Origin of the sequence: Mesorhizobium sp. M0217, assembly GCF_040321955.1 — a bacterium.
Lineage (GTDB): Bacteria > Pseudomonadota > Alphaproteobacteria > Rhizobiales > Rhizobiaceae > Mesorhizobium.
This window is the reverse complement of record NZ_JAMYSN010000003.1, coordinates 164488-190074: the sequence shown is the minus strand read 5'-3', so window position 1 is coordinate 190074 and position 25587 is coordinate 164488. Positions and strand designations below refer to the sequence as shown.

At 63.3% G+C, this 25587-nt stretch carries 25 protein-coding genes; 9 read left to right on the top strand and 16 right to left on the bottom strand.

Features of this window, described 5'->3' with window-relative positions; translation table 11 throughout:
• Window positions 1-95: 95 nt before the first annotated feature.
• Together NKJ18_RS07930 and dgoD are read left to right on the top strand one after the other, a co-directional pair.
• Window positions 96-785: a FadR/GntR family transcriptional regulator gene (locus tag NKJ18_RS07930; RefSeq protein ID WP_245259915.1), complete on the top strand. Its 690-nt coding sequence runs from the start codon at window positions 96-98 to the stop codon at window positions 783-785.
• A gap of 7 nt (window positions 786-792) precedes the next feature.
• Window positions 793-1941 carry a galactonate dehydratase gene (gene dgoD / locus NKJ18_RS07925; RefSeq protein WP_023668116.1) on the top strand — a complete coding sequence of 383 codons (1149 nt, stop codon included), beginning with the start codon at window positions 793-795 and terminating at the stop codon, window positions 1939-1941.
• Window positions 1942-2180: 239 nt separating this feature from the next.
• Here dgoD and NKJ18_RS07920 read toward each other — a convergent pair whose 3' ends face one another.
• From NKJ18_RS07920 to uxuA, 6 genes are all read right to left on the bottom strand, one after another.
• Window positions 2181-3833 carry an FAD-binding dehydrogenase gene (locus NKJ18_RS07920; RefSeq protein ID WP_023691361.1) on the bottom strand — a complete coding sequence of 551 codons (1653 nt, stop codon included), beginning with the start codon at window positions 3831-3833 and terminating at the stop codon, window positions 2181-2183.
• Window positions 3834-3882: 49 nt separating this feature from the next.
• Window positions 3883-5595 carry an aldehyde dehydrogenase family protein gene (locus tag NKJ18_RS07915; RefSeq protein ID WP_352497916.1) on the bottom strand — a complete coding sequence of 571 codons (1713 nt, stop codon included), beginning with the start codon at window positions 5593-5595 and terminating at the stop codon, window positions 3883-3885.
• Between the two features lie 79 nt (window positions 5596-5674).
• Window positions 5675-6847 carry an alanine racemase gene (locus tag NKJ18_RS07910; protein WP_031199743.1) on the bottom strand — a complete coding sequence of 391 codons (1173 nt, stop codon included), beginning with the start codon at window positions 6845-6847 and terminating at the stop codon, window positions 5675-5677.
• A complete protein-coding gene (locus tag NKJ18_RS07905; protein WP_352758054.1) occupies window positions 6844-8133 on the bottom strand; it encodes a D-arabinono-1,4-lactone oxidase in 1290 nt (429 codons plus the stop codon). The genes NKJ18_RS07910 and NKJ18_RS07905 overlap by 4 nt, the downstream gene beginning before the upstream one ends.
• 194 nt (window positions 8134-8327) lie before the next feature.
• Window positions 8328-8705: a hypothetical protein gene (locus NKJ18_RS07900; protein WP_156033774.1), complete on the bottom strand. Its 378-nt coding sequence runs from the start codon at window positions 8703-8705 to the stop codon at window positions 8328-8330.
• A gap of 308 nt (window positions 8706-9013) precedes the next feature.
• Window positions 9014-10198, bottom strand: a complete 1185-nt coding sequence (gene uxuA / locus NKJ18_RS07895) for a mannonate dehydratase (RefSeq protein WP_023687892.1) — start codon at window positions 10196-10198, stop codon at window positions 9014-9016.
• Window positions 10199-10280: 82 nt separating this feature from the next.
• On the opposite strand from uxuA, the gene NKJ18_RS07890 reads away from it, so the two are divergent.
• Entirely contained in the window at window positions 10281-11066 is a 786-nt protein-coding gene (locus NKJ18_RS07890) for an SDR family NAD(P)-dependent oxidoreductase (RefSeq protein ID WP_023687891.1), read from the top strand.
• Between the two features lie 54 nt (window positions 11067-11120).
• Here NKJ18_RS07890 and NKJ18_RS07885 read toward each other — a convergent pair whose 3' ends face one another.
• Entirely contained in the window at window positions 11121-11957 is an 837-nt protein-coding gene (locus tag NKJ18_RS07885; RefSeq protein ID WP_352758053.1) for an amidohydrolase family protein, read from the bottom strand.
• 69 nt (window positions 11958-12026) lie between these two features.
• Window positions 12027-13556 (bottom strand): MDR family MFS transporter, encoded by a 1530-nt coding sequence (locus NKJ18_RS07880; RefSeq protein WP_023696271.1) that lies wholly within the window; start codon window positions 13554-13556, stop codon window positions 12027-12029.
• A gap of 125 nt (window positions 13557-13681) precedes the next feature.
• On the opposite strand from NKJ18_RS07880, the gene NKJ18_RS07875 reads away from it, so the two are divergent.
• The 6 genes from NKJ18_RS07875 to gspG all read left to right on the top strand — a co-directional run bounded on the left by NKJ18_RS07875 (window position 13682) and on the right by gspG (window position 18825).
• Entirely contained in the window at window positions 13682-14323 is a 642-nt protein-coding gene (locus tag NKJ18_RS07875) for an RHS repeat-associated core domain-containing protein (protein WP_084566757.1), read from the top strand.
• Between the two features lie 473 nt (window positions 14324-14796).
• Window positions 14797-15036 carry a hypothetical protein gene (locus NKJ18_RS07870; RefSeq protein WP_023696274.1) on the top strand — a complete coding sequence of 80 codons (240 nt, stop codon included), beginning with the start codon at window positions 14797-14799 and terminating at the stop codon, window positions 15034-15036.
• A complete protein-coding gene (locus tag NKJ18_RS07865) occupies window positions 15036-15449 on the top strand; it encodes an Imm70 family immunity protein (protein ID WP_023687886.1) in 414 nt (137 codons plus the stop codon). Before NKJ18_RS07870 ends, NKJ18_RS07865 begins: the two co-directional genes overlap by 1 nt.
• Window positions 15450-15752: 303 nt before the next feature.
• Window positions 15753-17879, top strand: coding sequence for a type II secretion system secretin GspD (gene gspD, locus NKJ18_RS07860; RefSeq protein ID WP_023687885.1), 2127 nt, complete (start codon window positions 15753-15755; stop codon window positions 17877-17879).
• Window positions 17876-18379 (top strand): prepilin peptidase, encoded by a 504-nt coding sequence (locus tag NKJ18_RS07855; protein ID WP_023687884.1) that lies wholly within the window; start codon window positions 17876-17878, stop codon window positions 18377-18379. Before gspD ends, NKJ18_RS07855 begins: the two co-directional genes overlap by 4 nt.
• Complete coding sequence (gene gspG, locus NKJ18_RS07850) at window positions 18379-18825, top strand: type II secretion system major pseudopilin GspG (protein WP_023696276.1); 447 nt, start codon at window positions 18379-18381, stop codon at window positions 18823-18825. The genes NKJ18_RS07855 and gspG overlap by 1 nt, the downstream gene beginning before the upstream one ends.
• Before the next feature lie 46 nt (window positions 18826-18871).
• On the opposite strand, the gene NKJ18_RS07845 is transcribed toward gspG, so the two are convergent.
• From NKJ18_RS07845 to gspM, 8 genes are read right to left on the bottom strand one after another with little or no spacing between them, the layout of a single operon-like run.
• Entirely contained in the window at window positions 18872-19582 is a 711-nt protein-coding gene (locus NKJ18_RS07845) for a type II secretion system protein GspJ (protein WP_352758052.1), read from the bottom strand.
• The gene (locus NKJ18_RS07840; protein ID WP_352758051.1) at window positions 19579-19926 is read right to left on the bottom strand and encodes a PulJ/GspJ family protein; all 348 of its coding nucleotides are present in this window, start codon (window positions 19924-19926) and stop codon (window positions 19579-19581) included. The genes NKJ18_RS07845 and NKJ18_RS07840 overlap by 4 nt, the downstream gene beginning before the upstream one ends.
• A complete protein-coding gene (locus NKJ18_RS07835; RefSeq protein WP_352758050.1) occupies window positions 19908-20378 on the bottom strand; it encodes a prepilin-type N-terminal cleavage/methylation domain-containing protein in 471 nt (156 codons plus the stop codon). The genes NKJ18_RS07840 and NKJ18_RS07835 overlap by 19 nt, the downstream gene beginning before the upstream one ends.
• A complete protein-coding gene (locus NKJ18_RS07830) occupies window positions 20375-21592 on the bottom strand; it encodes a type II secretion system F family protein (protein ID WP_352758049.1) in 1218 nt (405 codons plus the stop codon). The genes NKJ18_RS07835 and NKJ18_RS07830 overlap by 4 nt, the downstream gene beginning before the upstream one ends.
• Window positions 21592-23235 carry a GspE/PulE family protein gene (locus tag NKJ18_RS07825; protein WP_352758048.1) on the bottom strand — a complete coding sequence of 548 codons (1644 nt, stop codon included), beginning with the start codon at window positions 23233-23235 and terminating at the stop codon, window positions 21592-21594. The genes NKJ18_RS07830 and NKJ18_RS07825 overlap by 1 nt, the downstream gene beginning before the upstream one ends.
• A complete protein-coding gene (locus NKJ18_RS07820; protein ID WP_352758047.1) occupies window positions 23232-24422 on the bottom strand; it encodes a hypothetical protein in 1191 nt (396 codons plus the stop codon). Before NKJ18_RS07820 ends, NKJ18_RS07825 begins: the two co-directional genes overlap by 4 nt.
• Window positions 24419-24997, bottom strand: a complete 579-nt coding sequence (locus NKJ18_RS07815) for a hypothetical protein (RefSeq protein ID WP_352497929.1) — start codon at window positions 24995-24997, stop codon at window positions 24419-24421. The genes NKJ18_RS07820 and NKJ18_RS07815 overlap by 4 nt, the downstream gene beginning before the upstream one ends.
• Complete coding sequence (gene gspM / locus NKJ18_RS07810; protein WP_352497930.1) at window positions 24994-25587, bottom strand: type II secretion system protein GspM; 594 nt, start codon at window positions 25585-25587, stop codon at window positions 24994-24996. Before gspM ends, NKJ18_RS07815 begins: the two co-directional genes overlap by 4 nt.

The window sequence follows — 25587 nt, the reverse complement described above, 5'->3', positions numbered from 1 at the left end:
GGGACGCGAGATCAGTGGTTTCGCCGCCTTGGAGGAGGGCTGAGGTGACCGAAACTTCGAAGAAGGCATCAGGCGACACCCGCCGCCCGCGCGTCATGCCCGATGTGACCAAGGCGCTTGCCTCAGACATCTTTTCCGGACGCTATCCCGCCGGCTCGTCTCTGCCGACCGAAAACGAACTCGGCGTCGAGTATGGCGTCAGCCGCACCGTCATCCGCGAGGCGCTGAAGGTGCTGGCCGCCAAGGGGCTGGTGCTGTCGCGGCCGCGCATCGGCACGGTTGTATGTGAACAGGACAACTGGAACATCATCGACCCGCAGGTGCTGGCCTGGCACGCGCCGCATGCGCTGGACGACAAATTGTTCGACGCCATCCTCGAAACGCGCCGCGCCATCGAACCTCTGGTAGCTGAACTGGCGGCGACTCGTGCGACGCTGCAGGAGATCGCCGATCTCGAAGCCGCCTGGCGCGGCATGGCCAATGCCGGCGAGGATCTCGCCGCCTTCTCGCGCTCGGACATCACCTTCCACCAGATCGTCTATGCTGCGAGCCACAACCCGATCTTCCGCCAGATCGGCAATCTGATCGACACCGGGCTGAAATTCTCGCTTGAAGCAACGGCGACCATTTCGCTCGCCCGGCGCATGGAAGCAGTGGCGGCGCACCGTGAGGTGGTGGAGGCACTGCGCATGCGCGATGCCGCGGCGGCGCGTGCGGCGGCAGGCCGGATCCTCGACCTTGCGGCGCGCGACCTGGTTAGCGCCAAGAAACTCAAGAACAACTGAGACCAGCATGAAAATCATCTCGCTCACCACCTACATCGTCCCGCCGCGCTGGCTGTTCCTGAAGATCGAGACGGATGCCGGCGTCACCGGCTGGGGCGAGCCTGTCGTCGAAGGCCGTGCGCTGACAGTCGAGGCAGCGGTCAAGGAACTTGGCGATTATCTGATCGGCAAGGACCCGCGCCTGATCGAGGACCATTGGACGGTGATGCATCGCGGCGGCTTCTACCGCGGCGGGCCGATCCTGATGAGCGCCATTGCCGGAATCGACCAGGCGCTGTGGGACATCAAGGGCAAGGCGCTCGGCGTGCCTGTGCATGAACTGCTCGGCGGCAAGTTGCGCGACAGCATCAAGGTCTATTCCTGGATCGGCGGCGACCGGCCGGCGGAAGTGGCTGCTGGCGCCAGGGAGGTCGTTTCGCGCGGTTTCCAGGCGCTGAAGATGAATGGCACCGAGGAACTGCAGATCGTCGACAGCCATGACAGAATAGATGCGGCTGTCGAACGAGTCGCCATGGTGCGCGAGGCCGTTGGGTCCAACATTGGCATCGCCGTCGATTTCCACGGCCGCGTCCACCGGCCGATGGCGCGCATGCTGGTCAAGGAGTTGGAACCCTACCGGCTGATGTTCATCGAGGAGCCGGTGCTCAGCGAAAATCGCGAGGCGCTGAAGGAGATCGCAGCCCTGGGCTCGACGCCGATCGCGCTCGGCGAGCGGCTTTACAGCCGCTGGGATTTCAAGTCGGTGTTCGAACAAGGCGCCGTCGACATCATCCAGCCGGACCTGTCGCATGCCGGGGGCATCACCGAATGCCGCAAGATCGCGGCGATGGCCGAGGCCTATGACATTGCGGTGGCGCCCCACTGCCCGCTCGGGCCGATCGCGCTTGCCGCCTGCCTGCAGCTCGATGCCGTCAGCTACAACTGCTTCATCCAGGAACAGAGCCTCGGCATCCACTACAACGCCGCAAACGATTTGCTCGATTATGCCGCCAACAAGGACGTCTTTCGCTACGAGGATGGCTATGTCGCAATCCCCGATGGTCCCGGCCTCGGCGTCGAGATCGACGAGGACTACGTCAAGGAAAGGGCCAAGGAAGGCCACCGTTGGCGCAACCCGGTCTGGCGTCACAAGGACGGCTCCTTCGCCGAGTGGTAGCCCGGCCGACCTTGCGGCCAGGCCTTCAGGACCTCGAGCTCAATTTCGCGGTGGCGCCAGCGTAACGCAGGCCTCTGATGTGCCGCAGCGCCGAGCACCAGCGCATGGGAACCGTCGGCGCCGGCAAGCCGCAACTGGCTGACCGCCTGGGTTGCGGCAAGCGATCGAAAGCAGTCGCTATCCATGGAACATGGCGGATGTCCTGTTCTCATCGACCTTTTCTTGGCCCGCCAGCCGCGTCACCTGCCCGCGGCGTGCCGGCCTGCGTTCCTGCCGGAGAAGATGCAGCTGCCGAGAAATGTCCCTTCCAGCGCATTGTAGCCGTGATAGCCGCCGCCACCGCCGCCGGCCACCTCGCCTGCCGCATAGAGCCCGGCAATGGGTTCGCCATTGCCGTCGAGAACCTGCGAATTGAGATTGGTGTGCAGGCCGCCAAGCGTTTTGCGCGTCAGGATGTTGAGGCGCACCGCGATCAGCGGCCCGTGCCTGGGATCGAGTATCTTGTGCGGCTTGGTCACCCGGAAGATCTTGTCGCCAATGTAGTTGCGGGCGCCGCGGACGGCTGTGACCTGCGCATCCTTGGTATAGGCATGGTCGACCTCGCGATCGCGCGCCACGATCTGCGCCTTGAGCCGGTCGTAGTCGAGCAGATTGTCGCCTGACAGCGCGTTCATGCCGGCGACCAAGTCGGCCAGGTTGTCGCGGACGACGAAGTCCTCGCCCTTTTCCAGGAACGCTGCCACCGATGGTGGCGCCTTGCCGCCGCGCCGGTTCTTCAGCACGGCCCGCCAATCCTTGGCCGTAAAGTCTAGGTTTTGCTCCGAACCCGACAGCACGAACTCCTTCGAAGCGATCGTCTTGCTCAGCACGAACCAGGAATAATCGTGTCCCGTCGACAGGATACGCTTCAAGGTGCCGAGCGAATCGAAGCTCGGGAAGAACGGCGCCTCCATGCGTTGTCCCAGAGCATCGAACCATAGCGGCGACGGCGCCGACAGGATGCGGATGCCGTGGTTCGGCCAGATCGGATTCCAGTTCTTGATCCCCTCGACATAGTGCCACATGCGGTCGGCGTTGATGACGGCCCCGCCGGCGTCCTGGGTGATCGCCACCATGCGGCCGTCGACATGGTGCGGCACGCCGGCAACCATACGCTTCGGCGCTGGCCCCAGCCGCCGGACCGGCCAGACCTTGCGAACCAACTCATGATTGCCGCCGATGCCGCCGGAGGTGACGATCACGACACCGGCCGAAAGGTCGAAATCGCCGACGGCCGTGCGGCTCGACTGCTTGCCGCGCTCGACATCGGATGCCTCCAGGATTTCGCCCGCGACGCCGGTGACCGCGCCGTTGGTCTTGATCAGCCGGCTGACCTGATGACGGAATTTCAAAGTGATCAGCCCTTTGGCGACGTGCTCGCGCACGCGCCTTTCGAACGGCGCGACCACGCCCGGCCCAGTGCCCCATGTCAGGTGGAAGCGCGGCACTGAATTGCCGTGGCCATTGGCCAGCGCGCCGCCGCGCTCGGCCCAGCCGACCACCGGCCACCAGCGCATGCCCATGGCGTAGAGCCACGGCCGCATCTCGCCGGCGGCGAAATCGACATAGGCTTCCGCCACTTTCCTTGGCCAATGGTCCTCGGGCCGGTCGAACTGGGCAGAACCCAGCCAATCCTGCCAGGCGAGGTCGCGGCTGTCCTTGATGCGCAGGCGGCGCTGCTCGGGCGTGTTGACCAAAAACAGGCCGCCGAGCGACCAGAATGCCTGGCCGCCGAGAAAACCGCCACCCTCTTGCTCGACGATGATCACGCGCTTGCCGGCATCGCCGAGTTCCGCGGCTGCGGCCAGGCCGGCCAGCCCGCCGCCAACGATGATTGCGTCCGCGTCAGCCATTGTCGTAGCTCCTGTGCCGGCTTTTGTTTTCGAGATCGGATGCTCGTTGCTAGCCGCGCAGCGCGTTCCAGATGATGCGCGGCAGCTTCAGGAGGCTCGGCTGGTAGTTGAACTCGGTGATCAGGCGGCCGACCATGTGTGCCCTTTTGTGGGTCAGGAACCAGGCCGGCTTCGGCATGATGCGGAACGGCGCTTCGAGCACGCTGCGTTCCGGTCTGTCGAACAAATAGGTGTTGTGGACGACGCCGATGCCGCTCTGCACGTCGTCGAGCGTGTGGCCAGGGAAAGCACCCCAGGTCGGGCGCAGCAGCGCGAACAGAACGCCGCTCCAGGAATTGATGCCGATGCCGCCATAGCGCAGTTCGGCAATGATTTCCTCGAACCGCTGCCGGCCGATCTCGGCGATCGTCCTGGGATGGATGAGGATGTTGGCGGCAAGCGTGCCGTGCAGCTTTTCATTGGCGTAGGCGACAGCGGCGCGCAGATAGGATTCCGCATTGCCCGCCGGCAGCCGCATGACGCTGAGCGCCGGCGCGAACACCTCGGCATTTTCGAGATAGGTATCCGTGCCCGGCCGGAACGGCACCACCACGCAGGCCGGCCCGCCGGGCCGCTCGAATTTCTGTACGCTGTCGGCATGCGCCTCGAAGGCGGCGAGGCGCTCGGTCGCGCCGGGATAATAGGCCGGGCGCGACGGGGCTTTCTGCATCACCTTTTCGAGGGCCGCCAGAAGCGCGTCGGATTTGTCCCAGCCTTCGGGCAACACGAGCATTTGGCAGGCGATACAGTTGAAACCGGAATTGTTGAGCTTCTGTGTGGCGATCAGTTCGGCGTGGTAGGCGATATCGGCATCCGACCACGGACCGGGCACCACAATGGTCGGTGCCACGCCGCCAAGCTCAGAGGTGATACGCCGGCTGTTGCGCGGCGTGCCCGCCGCCTTGTTCTTGCGGCCCTCCTCGCCAGGCCCCCAGACGATCGCGTCATGCGAAGCGGCGGCACCGGTGATGTGGATGTCGTCGACGAGATCGTGGTTGCACAGATACGCGCCGACATCGGCGCCGCCGCGCACGATGCGCAGCGCACCGAATTCGATCAGCGGCCGCAGCGCCGGCCGCAGGAAATCGATCAGATAGTCGTTGACCGGGTTCATCTTGAGCAGAACCACCTGGTGCTCGACCAAAAGCTTGTGCAGGCAGTCGAGCGGCGCGATCGAGGCGACATTGCCGGCGCCGAGCACGAGGCCGATCTTGCCCTTGCGGCTGGTGCGCGGCGCGTCATAGGCCGATGCGGTGTTTGCGGCCAGGTTCGCCTTGGTCACGCCGGGCTGCATCCAGATCTCGGCCTTCAGCCCGGTGAACAACACCTTGTCCCAGAGCGAATTCGGAACCACCGTCACCGCCACCTGTCCGCTGGGCAAGGTGCGGACCGGCAGTCTGTCGAGGAACTTCTTGCCCTCCATCAGGCTCAGCGTGTGGATGAACTGGTTGCAGCCATCCATCAGCGCCGCCGGGCCAGCCAGCCATTCCTCACCTTCCAGCGGCGAGCCGGTCGGGATGCCCTTCTTGCGCGTCGCGGTTTTGACCCACGCCTCGGCGACCTCGCGGATGTGATCCTTGACCTGCCGCAGCAAGGCGATCCGCTCGCCATTCGAGGTCTGCGCCCAGTCGTCCTTCCTGGCGTCGAGATCGGTGAGCGCGAGGTCGAGTTCGGCTGCCCATTCAGGCTGCACGGGCTGGGTTTTGACTGCCTTGGCAACCATCCTATCCTCCTCCACTTCGATCTCTTTGTTTGACGCAATTCCTGTGGGAAAACCGCTTCACACTTTTCCTGGAATTGCTCTACGAAAACGGCAGTGCGGCCCATTGCTCGACGAATTTCCCGCCGGAATAGACCTGGATCGAACCGAACTGCTGTAGCACGAATTCGCTCTGCGTCGGACGCAGGAAGGCGTAGTCGTCAGGCCCGACATTGACGTTGTCGGGCAGCGCCATGAATTGCTGATTGGTCGAAAAGCCGAACGTCTTGTCGGTCTTCATCCCCACGGGATGGACGGGCTTCGCCATCCATTTTCCGCCATAGAGAAAACAGCCGCGCCGCGGCAACAGCCCGAGCTTCTGCAGCAGCCAGGAGCGCTGGTCGAGGCCCGGCGCCTGGACATCGACCACTTTCAGGATCGGCGTCGCGATGAATGCGGCAGGCCACAATTGGCTGAGGCTCGGCACATCGAAATCGGTCGGCAGCATAAAAGCCGATCCGATGGACAATTCATTGGCGCCGACCCAGCTGTCATAGAGCAATGCGGTGCTGCTGCCGCCAAGATTGAGGATCTTGCGCTGGTCGGCGGCAAGGCAAGCGACATACTGGCGAAACAGGCTGATCGCCTTGACGCGCGCCTTGGCCGGTCCTCCCAGCAGTTTGGGGATATGGCCGATATGCGCCTCGTAGGCCATGACGCCTTCGCATTTCAGCCGCGGGTAATTCGCCAACGCGGAAACTGCCCGGGCCAGTGAGTCGGGATCGCTGATACCGCCGCGATGAAGGCCGACATCGACCTCGAAGCAGACGCGCAGCTCGCGGTCGAGCTCGGCGGCAAGCGAGCCATAGGCGGCCAGCCGCTCCTCGGTATCGATCAGCCAGACGATGCGCGACGTAGCTTCGCCGAGCCCGGCGAGAACGCCCTTCGTCAGCGCGTGCCTGGCGCCGGCAACCGGCATCGGCTTGCCCAACAGGAGATCGACTTGGGGAAACATTTTCAGCATCTCGGCGCTGATCGGCAGATGAAAGGTCATCAGCCTGTCGGTCGCAAACGCCGCGCGGATATAGTCGATCAGCGGCAGGCATGGCAGCGACTTGTCGACGAGGCGCAGATCGAGGCCCGTGGCGAACTTCGCCTTGATCGCAGCGATGTTGTGATCGAGCCGGTCGAGATCGAGCACCAGGCAAGGCTGAAAGATCCCGGCTGCCCTGAGCGCGCCCGACATTTCCGCGAAATAGGTGTCGGTCAGGCTCATGCCGCGACGCCGAGCAGCCTGGCAATATAGGGCGACACGAAGCGGTTGTCCGGGTCCATCTCGCGGCGGACCGCCATCGCATCGTTCCAGCGCGGATAGAGCGCGCTCAATTCCCTTGATGTCAGGCTGTGCATCTTGCCCCAATGCGGGCGGCCGCCGCGCTTCCTGAAGATCGGCTCGGCGGCGTTGAAGAACGCCATCGGATCGCGCTCGACGCCGTGATGGATGGCGATGGAACAGGTTGGGCGCTTGTAGAAGGGGCTGAGCCAGACATTGTCGGGCGCGACGACGCGCACCTCCATCGGAAAATAGACCTCTGGAAACCGCGTCTCGAGCAGCGCAATGATTTCGCTGAGTGCGGCCGCCCCTTCCTCGAACGGCAGGTGGTATTCCATCTCGTTGAACTTGACGTTGCGCTCGGAGGTGAAGACCTTCAGCCACTCCTCGATATAATCCTCGGCCGGCACCTTGGCGAAGGCCGAGCCGATGAGACGGCGGCGCAGCCAAGGGAGCCAGCTGAGATAGTCGCGCAGTTTTCTCAGCGTCGTCACCGCATCGTCGTCTTCCGTCGGCGGACGCACCGTCGCCGGCGCCTCGGTGATGTTGCTGGCAATCAGCAGCGCCTGGCCGGAAAACGGCACATAGTAGAACTCGGCCGAACGATGCGCCGTCATGGTGCTTTCGAATTGCGCAAGCACATCGGCGATCGGCGCCGTCCAGCGGCGGTGCCGCATCCGGTAACTCGCCACGTTGCGGATCGTCACTTCGGTGACGGCGCCGAAAGCGCCGAGCGAAGCGCCCATGGCTTCGATCATGTCGGGGCTCTTGGCACGGTCGAACTCTTTCACGGCGCCACGCCCGTCGACGATCTGCATCGCCTCGAGCTGGGTATGGTAAGCGCCGAGCGTGATGCCCGAGCCGTGGGTGGCGGTGCCCAGCGCCCCGCCGAACGCCTGCTTGTCGATGTCGCCCATGTTCGGCAGCGCCTGGCCGACGCCGTGCAACAGCTTTGCCAGCGCGCCGATCTTGGTGCCGGCGCCGACCCGTGCTGTCAGCCTTTCGGGATCGTGCGACCTCAGGCCCTCGAAGCGATCAAGCGACAGGATCGTCCCGTCATTCTTGACCAGAGGCGTGAAGGAATGGCCCGTGCCAGCGAATCGAACTGGTCCCGGCGCGTTGCGAATGGCACCACTCAGCTCATCGAGACTCTGCGGTTCGGCAAAAGCCTGCGGCGTGGCCGTGACATAGCCCGACCAATTGCTCCACTGGCTGATAGCCTCTCCCAAAATTGCCTCCCTGGGACGCCGGCTTTGCCGGTCTTTCTCCTAGCGCTGAATAATATGATACATACTCAGCTTTTCGGATATGATACATTGTCAGCTTTCTGTCAACCTGGCAATCGGAGGTGTCTTGTGTGGTCCCGTGTTCAAGTGCATGGCCTTTGGCCATGATTGGGCGCATTCCGATAGTGAGATTATCTCTAGGCAATTAAAAGGACAAACAAGGACACAAATATAATTAAAACAATCTGCTTAAATCTCACCACAAGAGCTTTGCGCTCATCCCGTTTTATTCTGATTTTTGTTTCATGTTCGTCATACTTTATATATCCATAAAACATGCAGCATGCTAACAAAACCAAAAAAATACCTCTCCTACCATGGCTTTCTCGGAAGTCACTGCTGCCAAACGCAACCACCCATCCGCCAATTCCGTAAATAACCAATGTTGAAGTGAATAAAACGAAAAGCATCGAGAAAACGTATAGTTTCTTTAACGCATTCCGACGACCGTCGTGCCCATCCATCACTACAGTTCCTTTGCTTGCACGAACGTAAATCAATACTGCATTATTCATGATTCATACTTGATTTCCGAGTACCCCTCTAGCTCACCTCGGGGCAACGGAACTTCACTACACAATAGCACGCCGCCAGGTCGTGGGGCGAACGGCTAGGTTCCTCGTCCGTCAGCGAGCCGCGCGCCGTACTAAGGGCCGTGCAAATCCATGAGGGCAACCGGCTGTATCACGAGCCTCACCGCGACCGGGCGATCGTGATCGAGCGTGGTATCTGATTGTCATCGGACGACATTCCGCGCCGGCCGCATTATCTACAGCGACGCACGCTGAGCCGGCGTCGGCATTGAACGCAGTTCGTTGCCCCTTCAAGCCAGCCCAAACGTTTCCACGGCCCGCATGATGCCGCGCAATTCGGCCAAACCCTTCAGGCGGCCGATCAGCGAGTAGCCGGGATTGATCCTTGTCTTGCCGATATCGTCGGCGAGCAGGTGGCCATGGTCCGGCCGCATCGGGATTTGCCAGTCGGCTCGGCCCTCCTTGCGGCGGCGCGCCTCCTCCTGCATCAGCGCCAGGATGACATGCGCCATGTCGGTGCCGCCTTCGAGATGCTCGGCCTCGTAGAACGAGCCGTCATCCTCGATGGTGATGTTGCGCAGATGGGCGAAGTGGATGCGGTCGCCGAATTCCTTGACCATGGCGACGATGTCGTTGTCGGCGCGCGTGCCGTAGGACCCGGTGCAGAACGTCAGCCCATTGGCCTGGCTGTCGACGGCATTGAGAATGAAACGCGCATCCTCGGCGGTCGAAACGACGCGCGGCAGGCCGTAGAGCGAAAACGGCGGATCGTCGGGGTGGATACACATGCGCACCCCCTCCTCTTCCGCCACCGGAATGATCTCGCGCAGGAACCACGCGAGGTTGCCGCGCAACTCCTTCGGCCCGATTCCGTCATAGTCCGCAAGCGCCTCGCGAAAACTGTCGCGGTCATACTTGCGCTCTGTAGCCGGCAGGCCGGCGATCAGATTGCGCTCGATCTGGTCCATCTTCTCTGGCGACAATTCCTTCAGCCGCGCTTCCGCTTGCGCAATACGCGCCGGCGTATAGCTGTCAGCACCGTTCTTGCGCTTCAGCACGAACAGATCGTAGGCGGCGAAATCAACGGCATCAAAACGCAGGGCGTAGCCTGTCGTCGGCAGACGGTAGGCTAGATCGGTGCGGGTCCAGTCCACCACCGGCATGAAATTGTAGCAGATCGTGGCGATGCCGGCCCTGGCCAGCGCGCGGATCGAATCGCGGTAATAGCCGGCATAGCGCTCGCGTTCCTGCGCGCCGATCTTGAAGGAATTATGGACCGGAATGCTCTCGACGACCGACCAGGTCAGTCCTGCTTCCTGGATAATGCGCTTGCGCTCCAGCACTTCGGCCTCAGGCCACGCCCGGCCGTCATAGATATGGTGGAGCGCCGAGACCACGCCGGTGGCGCCCGCCTGCTTGACATGATCGAGCGTCACCGGATCATCGGGCCCATACCAGCGCCAGCATTGTTCCATTTCGGCTTTCCTTCTGCGACAGGTTGGCAACTTATTGTTGGACCCCGATGGGAGTCGATAGAAAATGGAGGAGTTTTTAGAAATGACGGATTTCGACGGCAAGGTCGCCCTGGTGACCGGGACGACCGGAATCGGCCTGGCAACCGCCACACGCCTTGCGGCCGGTGGCGCCGCAATCATCGCCTGCGGCATCGACCGCGCCGCCAACGCGGCGATGAAAGCGCAACTAGAAAGTGCTGGTGCCGCGGTGCTGGTCATCGACACCGATGTGTCCGTCTCCGATCAGGTGCGCGACGCGGTCGCGGCTGGCGTCGCGAAGTTCGGCGGCCTGGATGTCATCGTCAATTCAGCCGCCGTCCATCCCTATGGCACGGCGACGACCACCGACTGGGAAAGCTGGAACCGAACGATGACGGTCAATGTCGGCTCGATCTACCTGACCGCGCATTTCGGCATTCCGGAAATGATCAAGCGCGGAGGCGGCGCCATCGTCAACGTCGCCTCGGTGCAGGGCTTTGCCTGCCAGCAGAACGTCGCCGCCTATGCCACGACCAAGGGCGCCATCCACACGCTGACGCGCTCGCTGGCGCTCGACTACGCGGCATCAGGCATCCGCGTCAATTCGGTCAGCCCGGGCTCGATCCGCACGCCGATCCTGGAGAAGGCTGCGCGCGGTGACGGCGGCAGCGATGCCGATGTCGAAGAGGCCTACAAGCGCTTCGGCGCGGCGCATCCGCTCGGCCGCATCGGCGAACCGGAGGAAGTGGCGGAACTCATCGCCTTCCTTTGCTCGTCGAAGGCCGGCTTCTGCACCGGCGCGGACTACAGGATTGATGGCGGACTGACCGCCGGCATCGGCGTCAGATAGAGCACTGATCGTGCTCTGCACGCTTGCCGGCGATCTCGAGCGCTATGTACCGCCTTATAGCTTCCACGTCCGCCTGGCATTGCCCGAAAGCAGCTTCGCCCGTTCGTCGGGACTGGCTCCCGCGATCAGCGCATGCGTCGCTGTCACCCAGGTCGCAAGGCCACCGCCAAGCGTGCACACCGGCCAGTCGCTGCCCCACACGACGCGGTCCCAGCCGAAGCAGCCGATCGTGTGCTCGACATAGGGGCGCAAGGTCTCGACGGTCCATGAGCCGGCATCGGCATAGGCGACGACACCGGAGATCTTGCCGATGACATTGGGACGCCGCGCGATCTCGGTCATATGCTCGCGCCACGGATGTTCCGCACTGGCCTTGATGTCGGGCACGCCGCAATGGTCGAGCACGAACTGCACATCCGGCGCCAGATCGGCGAGCGCAACCGCCCTTGGAATCTGATGCGGCAGGACGACGAGGTCGAAGGTCAGGCCGGTGCCGGCAAGCCGCTTGATGTTTTCGCGAAACCGCGCGCTGTCCGAAAGCTCGTCCGGCATGACATGCAGCACGCGGCGGAACCCCTTGACGAAGGGATCGGCCTGCTGGCGCCCGAGATAGGCGGCGAAGCCGGCCTCCTCCGGGCGGCAGGAGGCGATCGCCCCGCGCAACAGACTGCCCTTCTCCAGCGACTGCGCCTTCACATGGCTGGTCTCGGCCTGGATGTCGGCTTCATCGACGTCGACCTCCATATGCAGCGCGGCCTCGATACCGGCGCGGCGGGCCTGGATCGCATATTCTGCGTGCGGGAAATCGCGGTTGAGCGCCGGCTCGCGGCTGAGCCAGGGATAGCGCAGCGCCGACAGGTCGATCAGGTGCAGATGAGTGTCGATGATCATGGCTGTCCTCCTCGGTGATTTCAGATCATCGCCAAATGCCTAAACCCAGCGCATGACACAAGCTTTGGCTCAGGCCCGCTTCGGGATCTCTTTGTCCTCGAGCAGCAGCGTCAGCCCCATGGCGACGAAATAGAGCGCCGCCACCCAGATGAACATCACGTTGAAGCCACTGGAGTAATGGTCGAGCACCACTTCGCGGATCGCGCCCGGCAGGCTCGATGCGAGGTGCGGCGTCAACCCGTTCAGGCCACCCGGCAGCAGGGCGGCGGCGTCTGCAGGAAGCTCGGCTGTCTGCCGGTTCAGCGCCCAGATCATCACCGCGCCGTTCAGCGCCAGACCCAGCGATGCTCCGAGCGTCCGCGCCTGGGTGATCAGCGACGTCACCGCGCCGATATCCTGCAGCGGTGCCGCCGCCTGGATCGCCACGATCAGCACCTGGAACTGCAGGCCCATGCTGATGCCGAACACAGCCATCATCGTTGCCAGCACCCAGATCGGCGTGTGCTGGTTGGTGAGGACAAAGCCCAGCATCAGAAACCCGCCAATAGCCATGGCGACCACCGGCATCCATTTGTAGCGTCCGGTTGCGGCAATTACCCGCCCGGCGACGATCGAGATGACCATCGATGTCAGCGACGCCGGCAGGAACAGGAAGCCGACTTCGGCCGGGCTGAGACCCGTCAGCGTCTGCATGTAGAGGGCGAAATAGAAGAACATGCCCAGCGTCACCGTTCCGGCGACCAGCGACACGCCCGAGACGATGCTGACCGTCGAATTGCCGAACAGCCGCAACGGCACGATCGGCTCTTCGGCCCGGCGCTCCACCATGATGAACAAGGTGATGGCGACCAGCGCGAGGAGTGGCAATACGAAGGTGAGCAGGTCCGGCCCGCTGGGGTCGAGCACGTGATAGCCCCAATAAACGACCGCCGTTGTGCCGATGGCGAGCAGCGCGCCGCCGAGATAGTCGATGCGGTGCCGTTTTTCGTTGAACCGGCTGCGCATGGCGAAGGCCAGCACCGCCAGCACGATGATGCCTATCGGCAGATTGACCAGGAACACCCAGCGCCAGCCGAACAGGCTGGTGATGTAGCCGCCGGCCAACGGGCCGAGCACTGATGACAGCGCGAACACCGCCGAACTGTAGCCCTGATATTTCGCGCGGTCGCGCGGCGAAAACAGTTCGCCGATCATGGCGAAGGCCGAGACCATCAGGCCGCCGCCGCCGATGCCTTGCAGCACGCGCGCGGCGATGAGGCTCTCCATCGACCATGCCATGCCGCAGACCAGCGAGCCCAGCAGGAACAGGCCGATCGCCGTCAGCACGACATTCTTGCGGCCATACATGTCGCCGAGCTTGCCGTAGAATGGCGAGACCGCGGCGGTCGAGAGCAGGTAGGCGGCACCGACCCAGCCGAACAAATGCAGATTGCCGAGTTCGCCGGCAATGGTGGGCAAGGCGGTGACGACGATCTGCATGTCGATGGTTGCCATGAACATGGCGATCAGCGCGCCGAAATAGACGATCAAGGTCGTAAGGTCGGGCCTGACTTGGGCCTCCACGGGCGCTGTGTCCGGCAGCGTCTGCTCGACAGTCATCGGTGTCTCCGTAGCTTGGGGCGCGATTTATGTGCCCACAGCCGAGAGGTGTCAAATAGGCGAAAACGCCATGCCTGGAGGCATTCCGTCCGGCTAACGGGAAGAGCCTTAGCGGACGTGCAGCCGTGGATGATGGTCGTCGCGACCAGTTCCGCGGGGTCGTGTGCAATCGGGTCGACGATGCTGTCGATGAAGGCAGTGTGATCGAGCGCCAGCGTCGTCAGATTGTGGCTCTCCACCGTGAACACCTGGCCTCGGTGCGCATGGTCACCGACATCTCGGGCAACACTGTCGAAGGCAATAGCTACGCCATATACGGCGAAAGCCTCAACACCGGCTTCCATACCCAAAAGGGCTATATCGGCGAGCGCTTCGATGCCGAGACCGGGCTGCTGTATCTCAATGCCAGGTACATGGATCCGGTGCTTGGACGGTTCATCTCGCCGGATGACTGGGATCCGACTAAGGAAGGCGTTGGCACCAACAGATATGCTTACGCATGCAATGATCCGATCAATAGGGGGGACAATAATGGCCACATAGCACCCCTCATTTGGGCTGCTGCGATCCTCGGTGCATATTTCATGAGTGTCGAGCCTGCAAATGCTCCTGCACCAACGGATACGGCTAAAAGTGTCAGCGGTGGCCAATTGATAGCAAACATGGCAATGGGAGCTGCCACACCACTACTTGCGGCAAAAGCACCATTTTTGACAATGTCAGCGGCGGCAAGGTGGCCACGTGCTTTCCGAATTGGCTGCCGCTGAAACAGGCCTTTTTGCACCAGGAGCAGCCACGGTTGCTGGAGTAGGAGCAACAGCCGCTGCAACAAGTGTTGCTTCGCTTCGAGGGGGGGGTTACTCACGAAGCCGAACGGCTAGCGCAGTTAGGTCTTACCAAGAACAATGCCGGTTGGAGGCCAAACCAAGCTGATTTCGACAGCGCGGCGTTCAAAGTCATTGTGGGAGACGCAAAGTTTAGCCGGGGCGGATTGCCAAAGGGAACGATCTTTGACGGCATGAAGGTTGGAAATTTCGAGATCAAGGGAGGGCTTAGCATGCTGGATTCGACCTACCAACTTAGGCTCCAAACGTATCGATCGCTGAAAACGAACATGCCTCTTAGATCGAGACGACGCGGCCCATCAACCCTACCTTCCAGAACTGGCTAAACCGGTGGGGTGTTTTGGTTCCGAGACAGAAGTGATAGGCATGCGAAGGGATGGGCTGTGGAATTTATGATGACGAAGTGGCATGTTGCGAGGGGCGCGCGCGCCGATGCCGAAATAAATAATAAAATCTTTCTGATCAAAAACGTCTCTGAAATGAGGGCAACTTATCAGGTCAGACTTCTCCTTTATCGAGCTGTGCAGGAAGGTACGCGGTTGGTTTTAGACCTTCCAAAAGAATGCAAGTTGAGCGCCAATTTGAAGGCCTTGGCTAAAGAGCATCGCCGTAATTTTGAAATCACGAGAACCTGATGGGACTATATCTAGCTGTCTTTGATGGCGATGAGGAGCTGGATGGGGTTGAGGTAGGCTCGTATGCTGACTTCGAAACGTTCCGCTCTAAGGTTGCGACGCACGTAGAACAGGGCGTCGCAGGATCGCGGTGTCCAACACTGATGGTTCATTCTGACAGTGACGGACAATGGTCGCCCGAAGAGGCAGCTCTATTGCAAGCGGAGCTATTGTTGATCACCGATAGCTTCTTGAAGCTGCCCCCTGAGCCTCTTGGGGATGGTTGGAAACCAGAAGTAGCCCAGATGTTTGGGCTTCGGCCGAACAGCCTTTATGACTGTTTTTTTGATGTAGACGGCGAGCCTCTCTTGGACCGTCTGATTGGCTTGGCTCAACTGAGTACGCAGCGGAATCTTCCGATTTTGTTCCAATGAGGATGAGAGCCCGGATGACGACTTCAACCTTAACTGGCGAGGCACCCCGGTCCGCCGCAGGCAGACCGATCTGGCTTTCAGCCGTAACTTGAAGCCACCGCTTTTCAGGCGGTGGAGCATTAACTCGATCCCGCTGGTGCTCAATGCGCTGACCGACGCGCTCTCGGTTCTGCAGGAGAAACCCAACCCCCGGTCGCACCCACCCCCCACCACCAACCCTGTGGATAGACTCCAAATCCCCCCATCAATCCAAGCACTCAACCTCAGGACGTCCTAAACTAAGGCCCTTGGGGAATCGGGTGTATGTCAATCGGGTCAAGCAATCGCGTCGTATTGTGCCTGTTGCTTGCACTTGCCGGCTGCAATTCCACGCCGGGCAAGGACTTTTTCACCGAGACTATCGACAGCCTGCACGCCAAGAACTCGCCCTTGCGGGCGGGATACACCGGACCATCCACCGTCACCTCGGCCGCGAGCGCCGGGCAGCGCTTCAACGGCGCGCAGTATCAGGGGTCCGGCCAGTTCGTCTCGTCCAGCGCCCCCGTCACCCAGGTAACGACTGACGGCTCGGGCCAGTTCGAGCTCAACCTGGTCAGTGCGCCGATCGCCGATGCGGCCAAGGCGGTGCTGGGTGACGCGCTGCACCTCAACTACATCGTCGACCCGCGCGTGCAGGGCACGGTGACGCTGCAGACCTCGCAGCCGGTGTCGAAGGATGCACTGGTCGACATACTGGAATCAGCACTTGCGGTGAATGGCGCGGGCATCACCAAGCGCGCCGGCACCTACCAGGTCGTGCCGCTGTCCGAGATCATGTCCAACACACCGCCGGTCAGCGTGCCCTCGGTGTCGCCTTCGGGGCCCGGCGTCAAGGTGCAGGTGCTGCAGCTGCAATATATCGCCGCCGACGAGATGAAGACCATTCTCGAGCCGATCACCCGCCAGGGCTCGGTGCTGCGGGTCGATTCCACCCGCAACCTGATCACCGTCGCCGGCAATGACAGCGACCTCAATGCCATCCGCGAGGCGGTGTCGGTGTTCGATGTCGACTGGATGCGCGGCATGTCGGTGGCGCTGCATCCGCTGAAGACCTCGAAGCCGGAAGCCGTCGCCGCGGAACTCGATTCCATCTTCGGCACCAAGGACGGGCCGGGCGCCAAGCTCATCCAGTTCATCCCCAACGACCGGCTGAATTCGGTGCTGGTGATCACCTCGCGCCCGGCCTATCTCGCGCGCGCCGCCAGCTGGATCAACAAGCTCGACAGGCTGGCGGAGTCCAACGAGGACCAGCTCTTCGTCTACCAGATACAGAACCGCCCGGCCAAGGAACTGGCCGCTGTGCTGAGCTCGGTTCTCGGCACCTCGGTCAAGACCGAGGGCGGCGCGGACGGCTCGAACGTGTCGCCCGACCAGACGCCGATCGCCATGCAGTCGGACGGCATTACCCCGGTGCCGTTGACCGGGCCGTCGCCTTCGATGCCGCAGCAGGACGGACAGCCGCCCGCCCACGCCACCGTCGTCGCCGACATCGAAAACAACGCGCTGCTGATCCAGACCACGGCGCGCGACTATGAGCGCATCGAGCAGATCCTGACCAAGGTCGACATCTTGCCGACGCAGGTCATGCTGGAAGCGGTCATTGCCGAAGTCACGCTCAACGACGAGCTGAAATACGGCCTGCGCTGGTTCTTCGAGAATGGCGGCACGAAGGTATCGGTGACCGACGTGGCCAAGGCGGCTGCCGCCGCCACTTTGCCGGGTTTCAACTGGAGTTATGCCACCGACAACATACAGGTGACGCTGAATGCGCTGTCCTCGATCACCGATGTCAACGTCATTTCGGCGCCGACCATCATGGCGCTGAACAACCAGAAGGCGATCTTGCAGGTCGGCGACCAGGTGCCGATCCTGACCCAGCAATCGCAGGATACCGGCAGCGGCACGGCGCCGATCATCAACTCGGTGCAGATGAAGGACACCGGCGTCATCCTGACGGTGACGCCGCGCATCAACAATGCGGGCCGGGTGATGCTCGACATTCAGCAGGAGGTCAGCAACGTTGCCGAGACGAAGAGCTCCGGCATCGATTCACCGACCATACAGCAGCGCAAGATCCAGACCCGCGTGCTGGTCAATGACGGCGAAAGCCTGGCGCTGGGCGGCCTCATCCAGCAGAACAACAGTGTCGGCCGCACGCAGGTGCCAATTCTCGGCGACATCCCCATTATCGGCAACGCGTTCAAACAGAAAAACGACAAGATTGTGCGTACCGAACTGATCATCTTCATCCGGCCGCATGTCGTGCGCGACATCAACGAGGCCCGCGAAGTGACCGACGAATTCCGCGGCAAGATTAGCCTGCAGACGCCGATCCAGAAACGCCGCGGCGGCACCAAGCTGCAGCAGGATTTGAAGAGGCTGGCCTATTGATCGCGGCTGCGCACCCATCGCTCCTGCTGGCTGCCACGTTCGCCCTGGCGGCAATTCTCGCCGCCATTTCGATCGCCGATTTCCGCCGCCAGATCATCCCGGACGGGTTGAACCTGGCGCTGGCCGCCGTCGGCCTAGGCTATCAGGTGGCGGCAGCCGGGGCGGACGGCCTGCCGTTGCATCTCCTGTTTGCCGCAGCGACCTTCGCCGCCGCCTGGCTGCTGCGGCGCGGGCACTTCCTGATGACCGGCCGGATCGGGCTTGGCCTCGGCGACGTCAAGATGCTGGCCGCCGCCGCATGCTGGATCGACCCGTTGCTTCTGCCGGTGTTGCTGTTCATCGCCAGCGCCACCGCGCTGCTGTTCGTTGGTGGCCAGGTGGTAGCGAGCGGTCCGGCAGCCGCGCGGGCCCGCATTGCCTTCGGCCCGTTTATCACCATCGGCCTCGGCGCCAGCTGGGTGCTGGAACAATTCGCCGGTTTGAACATGGGACTGCTCTGATGATCATGCTGCGCTTTAAGCAAGCTTCCGAAAAATCCGGCCGCGACACCAGCGAAAGCGGGTTCACGCTGGTCGAGCTTCTGGTCGTTCTCGCCATCATTGCCTTGATCGCGACGCTCGCCGCGCCTCAGGTGTTGCGCTATCTCGGCTCGGCGCGGACCAACGCCGCCAAGGCGCAGATCCGCAACATCGAAAGCGCGCTCGAACTCTATTATGTCGACAACGCGAAATACCCGACCGACGAAGAAGGGCTCGCCGCCCTGGTCACACAGCCGGCCAGCGAAGCGCGCTGGAACGGCCCCTATCTCAAGGGCGGCCTGAAGGATCCCTGGGGCAAGCCCTATTCCTACGAGGTGAAGGCCGATGCGAGCGGCGTCGTCATCCGCACGCTTGGCAAGGACGGCAAGCCCGACGGCACCGGCGAGGACCAGGACATCACCAACTGATGCCCGCCAACTGAAGCGAGACGGGACGCGTTATGGGTCAGGCTCTTCAGCTCACCGGCGGCGGCACGGCGGTTGCCAGATCGAGGCGGGCAAAGCCCGTCGACGAGTAGGTCGCGCCGTCCCTCGCCACCGAGATGGTGAACCGCACGGCAGCAGGCAGACGCCGTGGAGCGGACCAGCTCGCCGACCATGACGGGACTTTGGCCGAGGCGTCGAGATATTCGAACCTTACCGCGCTGACGCCGGCGATCAGCAGCACCGGTTGGCCTCCAGTCGATTTGGCGGCATCGCTGCCGCGTCGGATTTTCTGCACGATGGTCAGGTCACTTCCAAGCGAAACGGCGACCTCGCGCAAGGCTGAGGATTTGAAGCCGATGGCCTGAACGGCGTTGAACTCGATGCGCGCGCCGGTGCCGCTGAGATAAAGCACCATGTCGGGCGTCGACTGCGACAACGGCAGCGGCTCGGCGCTGCCGATCGCCGTTTCGAGAAACCGCGCCGCGGCATCGACCTCCATCTGCATCTCGGTCGTCTTCTGGATCCGCATCATGGTCCGCGCCTGTCCGAGAAAGACGATCATCAGCGCGGAGATCACGCCGATCATCGCCAGTCCGACCAGCACGTCGATCAGCGCGAAGCCTTCGACCGATGCCGATGATTTGGGGCGCCGGTCGGTCCCGAATATTTGCTTGAGAACACGCTGCCCGGATGGCCGGCCCCCACGACGCGCATGGGCTTGGATCAGCCGCCGGATCATCGCGGGTCCTTCACCGGCACGAAGGTCAGGAACGGCTGGCCGGCGCCGTTACTCCTGCCAATGACGACGGCAACCATCTTCGTCTTCGACACCACGATCGGGCGCGTCTGCAACTGCCAGCCGGATCGCCTGCTGTCCGTTCCGGCCTCGTACTCCGACAGCATGATGCGCGCGGCCCTCGCCGCTTCGATCTGCGCCTTGGCGATGGCGATGCTGCGGCTGGCCAGCACGATCGACTGGCTGGCGATGCCGAGCACCAGCGCAAGGATCGTCATGGCGACGATCATCTCCAGGATCGAAAACCCGTCTTCTGACGAAGGCTCGGTCACGGCAATGCCCGCCATGTCGGAAGCCCGGTCAGCCAGTTGACCGCAATGCGCGCGGTCCGCGCCTTTTGCTGCAGCGAAATATCCATGCCCGACGCGCTGCCGTCGGGCATGAAGGTCAGCACCGTTTGCCGTCCGGCGACGACGGTCTCCTGGCCGGTAACGACCGTCAGTTTGACGTCATCCGGCAATGCGAAAACATCGCGCTCGCCAAAGCGAATGGTGCGGGCGTCGAGATCGACGAGGACCTCTCTCGGCCGCGCGGTGGCAATGGCCGATGTGCGCGACAGCCGCAGCCGCATGGTGATCTCGCCGGCCAGCGTCTCCAGGCTCTTGCTGCGGTAGTGGCTGACCAGCCCGGGCGCGGCGATAGCCGCCATGAGCGCCATGATCGCCAGCACCACCAGCATTTCGACCAGGGTGAATCCGGCTTCCGCCTGCTGGTCGGCTTTCGCGGCGGCGGCGGTCATTGCAGCGCCAGATCGTTGATCGAGAGGATCGTGGTCATCACCGAAATGACCAGGCTGCCGACGAGGAAGCCAAGCGAAATCGTCAGCGCCGGCGTCAGCAGCTTCAGCACCGTGTCGATCCGCCGCGTCAGCGTCAGCTGCAGCATTTTCGCCGCGCGATCCAGCACCACCGGCAGCGCGTTCGCCTCTTCGCCGAGCGACACCAGCGACATCGTCGCATGATCGAAAATCCCCGCCTTGACGACCGCGCCATGCAGGCGGGCGCCGTTGGCGACATTGTCCTCGATCGAGGCAAAGCTTGCTGCCAGCGAGCTCTGCCTCGACACATTGGCGGCGAGCCCAAGCGCCTCGGTCATCGCCACGCCATTGCCGAGTAGCAAGGCCAGCATTTCAAGGTAGCGCGCGATGACGGCATCCCTGACCAGCGCGCCGATCAGCGGTATCTTCAACACCGCGTGCGAGAACTGTTTTCTGGCGCCGGCAGAGCGAGACAGCACGAGATAGGACAAAAGGCCGAGCACTGCCGCCAGCGGGAAGACGAAGGGGTAGTCGCGGAACACCGTGCCGAAGACCGACAGCATCTTCATGGTGAACGGCTTGGGCGCGGATGAGCCCTCGAAGATCGGCTCCAGCGCCGGCACCAGCACGGTCGCCAGAATGACCAGCGCCCCGCTCATCACCGAAAGCAGAAAGGCCGGATAGGCCAGTGCCTCGCCGATTGCCGCGCGGCGCTTGGCGGTGGCCTCGAACGTGTCCGCCAGCCGCTGGCAGATATAGGCCATCTTGCCGCTGCGCTCACCGCTGGCGAGAAGTGCCGCGACATCGGAGGTGATGCCCGGCAGGGCGGCAAAGGCCTCGGCGATCGGCCGCCCGCCCGTGGTGAGATCGAGCACCGATTGCAGCTGCTGGCGCCGTTGGCGGTTCGCCTCGCCGGCGATGACCGCGCCGAGGGCGCGGTCGACGGTGAAGCCGGCGTTGAGCAGCACCGACAGCTCGGAAAACAGCCGGCTGAGATCGACCTTCCGGGTAAAGGTCAGCGCGCTTCGCCCCGGCAGGCGCAACTGCGGTCTGTCGCTGCTTACCGGGGCGAGGTGATAGGAACGGCGCCCTTGCTGCGCCAGCTTGCGGGCGGCCTCCTGCTTGGTCGAGGCATCGAGGACGCCGCTCTCCGTGCTGCCGTCGACGAGATAGGCGCGATAGGCAAAGGCCGGCATCAGCCATCCCCCGCGAGATCGATGACGCGGCGGACCTCGTCCATCGTGGTAACCCCGGAGCGGGCAAGCGCTGTGGCATGGACCGACATCGGCACCAAATCGTCTTGCGCGGCTATGCGGCCGATCTCCATTTCGCCGGCGCCCTGGTCGATCAGTTCGGCAATGCGCGGCGAAACCTGCAGCATTTCGTAGGTCACCGTGCGCCCGCTATAGCCCGAGCCATTGCAGGTGCGGCAGGGCGACCCGGCCTGCTCAAGGCCGTGGCAGGCCGGACAGTCATGGCGCAGCAGCCGCTGCGCGATGACGCCGCGGATCGTCGCGCCCAGCAGGTAACCATCGATGCCCATGTCGCGCAGCCGTGTCAACGCGCCCGCCGCGCTGTTGGTGTGCAGCGTCGAGAACACCAGATGCCCGGTCAGTGCTGCCTGCACCGCGACCTGCGCCGTCTCGCGGTCGCGGATTTCGCCGAGCAGGATGATGTCGGGGTCCTGGCGCAGGATCGACCGCAGGGCCGCGGCAAAGTCGAGGTCGATCGCCGGATTGACCTGCAGCTGGGTGATCCCGGCCATGCGGTATTCCACCGGATCCTCGACGGTGAAAATCTTGACGTCGGGCCGCGACCGTTCGGCCAGGATCGAATAGAGCGTCGTCGTCTTGCCGCTGCCGGTCGGCCCGGTGATCAGCACGATGCCATTGGCCGATTGCGACATGGAGCGGATCTTGGCTTGCGCGGCACTGTCGAAGCCAAGCTTTTCCAGCTTCAGCTCGACTCCGGCGCGGTCGAGAATGCGCAGCACGATGGCTTCGCCATGGATGGACGGGATGACCGAGACGCGCAGGTCGATATCCCGGCCGCGCACGGCAATGCGCATGCGCCCGTCCTGCGGCAGGCGGCGCTCGGCAATGTTGAGCCGCGACAGGATTTTGATCCGCGTTGAGATGCCCGACAGCATCGCAATCGAGGCGGTGTCGACGGTGGACAGCATGCCGTCATGGCGGAAGCGGATGCGGACATGATCCTCGAGCGGCTCGATGTGAATGTCGGTGGCCCTGGCATCGACCGCCTTGTGGATGGTCTCGGCGACGAAGCGCACGATTGGCGCCTCGCGGGCGAAATCCTTCAGCCGCTCGAGATCATCAGGACCGAAATCCATGATCTCGCCGGCACTGCCGCCATTCGACGCCGCCGCCAGGGCCGACTGCTCGACACGGTCGATGCATTCGGCGATCACGCGCCTCGGCAGAATGCGCAGCGCCAGCGTCCGCTCATAGTGGAAGGCAAGCGCATCGATGGTTGCCGACGAGAACGGATCGGCGACGGCGACAACCAGCCGCTCGGCGTCCATCTGCAAGGGCAGGATGGCGTTCTCGCGGAGATAGGCGAGCGGCACGCCGCCCAACATTTCGGCGCTGATCTGCTCGGGGACATCCACCGGCGTCGGCGCTTCAAGGTAACTGCTGAGGCTGTTGGCAAGCTCCTGCTCGCCGATCAGCCCGAGTTCGGTCATCACCGTATCGAACGGATGGCCGGATGTTCGCGACGCCCCCAAGGCGCGCTGCGCGGCATGCGCGGTCAGTACCTTCTCGCCTTCGAGAAAGGTGAGGAACGCCTCGATCCCCTTGGCCTGGGCGGAAGCGTTCATACGCTCAACCTCGCCAGCAATTGCGCGGCTTCAGTGCCGAACAGCATCTCACAGCCGGCAGTGGCCGTGGACGGTGGCAGTGCGGCGGCGGAGCCGGCCGGGCTACGCGAGACGCGCGAGAATGGCGACGAGTTGGCTTGGGATTTCTCGATGATGAAGCCGGCCTCGCCCGTAATGCCGGAACCGTCCCGCCTGACAACGATGTCAACCGTGTAGGCCGATACATCGGTCGCACCCGCAACGACCGATGCGTTGGGGCCGCCGACGAGAACAGCGCGCAGCCGGCGCGGCGCCCGATCGGAGCTGACCGTGCCGCGCTTGGAGTTGACGGTGAAAATCCCCTGCAGGTTGCGCAGCGGGATTTGCGCAAGTGCTGAAAACTCCTGCAACTCGGAAACGGATTCGAACGGCGCCTCTTTGTCCTCGGGCGGGCCCACCGGGCTTCTTGCCTGCGGCAGGCCGGCGAACAATTTGGCGCTGTCGCGAAACCGCATCGCAGCCTTTGCCATTTCGTCCGCCATCTGTTGCTCGAAACCGAGCGCGGCAAAGCCCAGCCCCAGCAGGCGGTCATCGGCGGCATTGAGATCGATCAGCCCGCCATGATCCTGGACGCGCAGGACAAAGCTGTATTTTCCCGACCGGCACGCGGCCGGCGTGGAATCCAGCGGCAGCTTTTCCGCGGGCTGGTCACCGGTCAATTCGCTCGCCACCAGATTGCCGAGACCCTCGGCAAGCAGCGACAGGCGCTCCTGCTCCAGCTCGTTATTGGCAATCATCAGCCGCGTCCTGGCGGTGACGGCGAAGGGAACGACGATGGCCGAGACGATCAGCGTGAACACCAGCACCGCGACCAGCGAAAAGCCGGCGCTGGTGCTATCTGCGTCTATGGCCGGGAGAGCTTTGCGTTTTAAGAATACCCCTACCCTTGGCCCCTTCCCGCAAGGGGAAGCAGGGCAATCGCATATGGCGTTCCCCCACTCCGTCTCGGCTTCGCCGAGCCATCTCTCCCCCACATTCGTGGGGGAAGAGGAAATGCCAATCGCCGACATCGCTGCCTTGAAAGGCTTGGGTTTCCTCTCCCCCATGGACATGGGGGAGAGGTGGCCGCGCAGCGGACGGAGTGGGGGACTGGCACCACCAAATGCGATTGCCCTGCCTTTACTCTCAGCAAACATGCGCGCGCTCATAGTTCCGGCTCAGGTGGCGGCGGTGGCGGGGCTGGCGCTGGCGGCGGCGCCGGAAGCGGGTTCTGCCATGGCGGATGCAGCGGGATGCGCGCCACCTTGCCGTCGCGCTCCAGCACGGCCTGGTCCTTGTCGATCGCTGAGACCGTCCAGCCATCGACGGTCTCGCCACTGGCATACCAGAGCGCTTCATCCTTGCCGGCGACGCGCAGCAGCGCCTTTCCCGCCCCGCCCTGAATGCTGATGCCCAGCAGCGATGGCGCGGCCACCGGCGCGACGTCCACCGGCGGAGGCGCCTGTTCGACGGGCGCCACGGCCACCTCCACCGGCAGCGGTGCTGGCGGCGGCGGCACGATTTTCCGCCGCGACGGCGTGAACAGCGGCCGCTGGAACGTCTCGCTGAAATCGCCGGCTTCGGGAAATTGCAGCGCACCCGTCACCGAAGCCGGGCCGCCATCATGCCCCTTGCCGGACGCGATCGGCGTGGTGTCGACCGGTGTGTTGTAGAGCGCGACATTGATGAGGGCGAGAACCGCGATACCTCCAGCAATCGCCAGGCCCGCGAATTTCCCGCTCATGGCTTGACCCCGCCTGGCGGGGTTTGTGTCTGCAGCGGGCCGTAAAACAGGATCTCGGCAGACAGCTCTGGGTCGCCCATCCGTCCCGCGGCAGGGCTGACATCGGTGGTGCGCAGCGTCGCCTCGCGGATAAACAGCACCGGCAGCGAGGTCTCCAAGGCGAGCACGGCGTTGTGGATGCCTTCCAGCGGCCCCGACAGATTGACCCGCAACCCGATGAAATCGACGCCGCCTTCGCTCAGCACTGGGGCATTGCCGGCCGACAGCACGCTGACCCCGTTGGCGGCAGCGATGGCGTTCAGCCGCTTCTGCAGCCCGCCGCGAATCATCGCTTCGCTTTCGCCAGTGAGGAATTCGGGATTGGCCGCTTCCACCGGGCTGGTGTCGCCGTCGAGGCGCTTGGCAAGGGCTGCCACGTTTTGCAGCTGGCCGAGCAGCGCGCGCTTTTCCTCGATCCCGGCCCGCGCCGAAGCGACGCTGTCGAACGCCGCGAACACCAGCCAGGCACAGAGACACGCCGCCACCACAGCGAGCGCCAGCGCGATCAGGCGGCGCAGCGGCGGGCTGGTGTTGAGGATGGCGGAGAGCAT

What these genes read in the sequence shown, in the direction of transcription:
- NKJ18_RS07930 (WP_245259915.1), top strand. Translation starts at nt 96, where the DNA reads ATGCCCGATGTGACCAAGGCGCTTGCCTCAGACATCTTTTCCGGACGC.
- dgoD (WP_023668116.1), top strand. Translation starts at nt 793, where the DNA reads ATGAAAATCATCTCGCTCACCACCTACATCGTCCCGCCGCGCTGGCTG.
- NKJ18_RS07920 (WP_023691361.1), bottom strand. Translation starts at nt 3,833, where the DNA reads ATGGCTGACGCGGACGCAATCATCGTTGGCGGCGGGCTGGCCGGCCTG.
- NKJ18_RS07915 (WP_352497916.1), bottom strand. Translation starts at nt 5,595, where the DNA reads ATGGTTGCCAAGGCAGTCAAAACCCAGCCCGTGCAGCCTGAATGGGCA.
- NKJ18_RS07910 (WP_031199743.1), bottom strand. Translation starts at nt 6,847, where the DNA reads ATGAGCCTGACCGACACCTATTTCGCGGAAATGTCGGGCGCGCTCAGG.
- NKJ18_RS07900 (WP_156033774.1), bottom strand. Translation starts at nt 8,705, where the DNA reads ATGAATAATGCAGTATTGATTTACGTTCGTGCAAGCAAAGGAACTGTA.
- uxuA (WP_023687892.1), bottom strand. Translation starts at nt 10,198, where the DNA reads ATGGAACAATGCTGGCGCTGGTATGGGCCCGATGATCCGGTGACGCTC.
- NKJ18_RS07890 (WP_023687891.1), top strand. Translation starts at nt 10,281, where the DNA reads ATGACGGATTTCGACGGCAAGGTCGCCCTGGTGACCGGGACGACCGGA.
- NKJ18_RS07885 (WP_352758053.1), bottom strand. Translation starts at nt 11,957, where the DNA reads ATGATCATCGACACTCATCTGCACCTGATCGACCTGTCGGCGCTGCGC.
- NKJ18_RS07880 (WP_023696271.1), bottom strand. Translation starts at nt 13,556, where the DNA reads ATGACTGTCGAGCAGACGCTGCCGGACACAGCGCCCGTGGAGGCCCAA.
- NKJ18_RS07870 (WP_023696274.1), top strand. Translation starts at nt 14,797, where the DNA reads ATGACGAAGTGGCATGTTGCGAGGGGCGCGCGCGCCGATGCCGAAATA.
- NKJ18_RS07865 (WP_023687886.1), top strand. Translation starts at nt 15,036, where the DNA reads ATGGGACTATATCTAGCTGTCTTTGATGGCGATGAGGAGCTGGATGGG.
- gspD (WP_023687885.1), top strand. Translation starts at nt 15,753, where the DNA reads ATGTCAATCGGGTCAAGCAATCGCGTCGTATTGTGCCTGTTGCTTGCA.
- gspG (WP_023696276.1), top strand. Translation starts at nt 18,379, where the DNA reads ATGATCATGCTGCGCTTTAAGCAAGCTTCCGAAAAATCCGGCCGCGAC.
- NKJ18_RS07845 (WP_352758052.1), bottom strand. Translation starts at nt 19,582, where the DNA reads ATGATCCGGCGGCTGATCCAAGCCCATGCGCGTCGTGGGGGCCGGCCA.
- NKJ18_RS07840 (WP_352758051.1), bottom strand. Translation starts at nt 19,926, where the DNA reads ATGGCGGGCATTGCCGTGACCGAGCCTTCGTCAGAAGACGGGTTTTCG.
- NKJ18_RS07835 (WP_352758050.1), bottom strand. Translation starts at nt 20,378, where the DNA reads ATGACCGCCGCCGCCGCGAAAGCCGACCAGCAGGCGGAAGCCGGATTC.
- NKJ18_RS07830 (WP_352758049.1), bottom strand. Translation starts at nt 21,592, where the DNA reads ATGCCGGCCTTTGCCTATCGCGCCTATCTCGTCGACGGCAGCACGGAG.
- NKJ18_RS07825 (WP_352758048.1), bottom strand. Translation starts at nt 23,235, where the DNA reads ATGAACGCTTCCGCCCAGGCCAAGGGGATCGAGGCGTTCCTCACCTTT.
- NKJ18_RS07820 (WP_352758047.1), bottom strand. Translation starts at nt 24,422, where the DNA reads ATGAGCGCGCGCATGTTTGCTGAGAGTAAAGGCAGGGCAATCGCATTT.
- NKJ18_RS07815 (WP_352497929.1), bottom strand. Translation starts at nt 24,997, where the DNA reads ATGAGCGGGAAATTCGCGGGCCTGGCGATTGCTGGAGGTATCGCGGTT.
- gspM (WP_352497930.1), bottom strand. Translation starts at nt 25,587, where the DNA reads ATGCTCTCCGCCATCCTCAACACCAGCCCGCCGCTGCGCCGCCTGATC.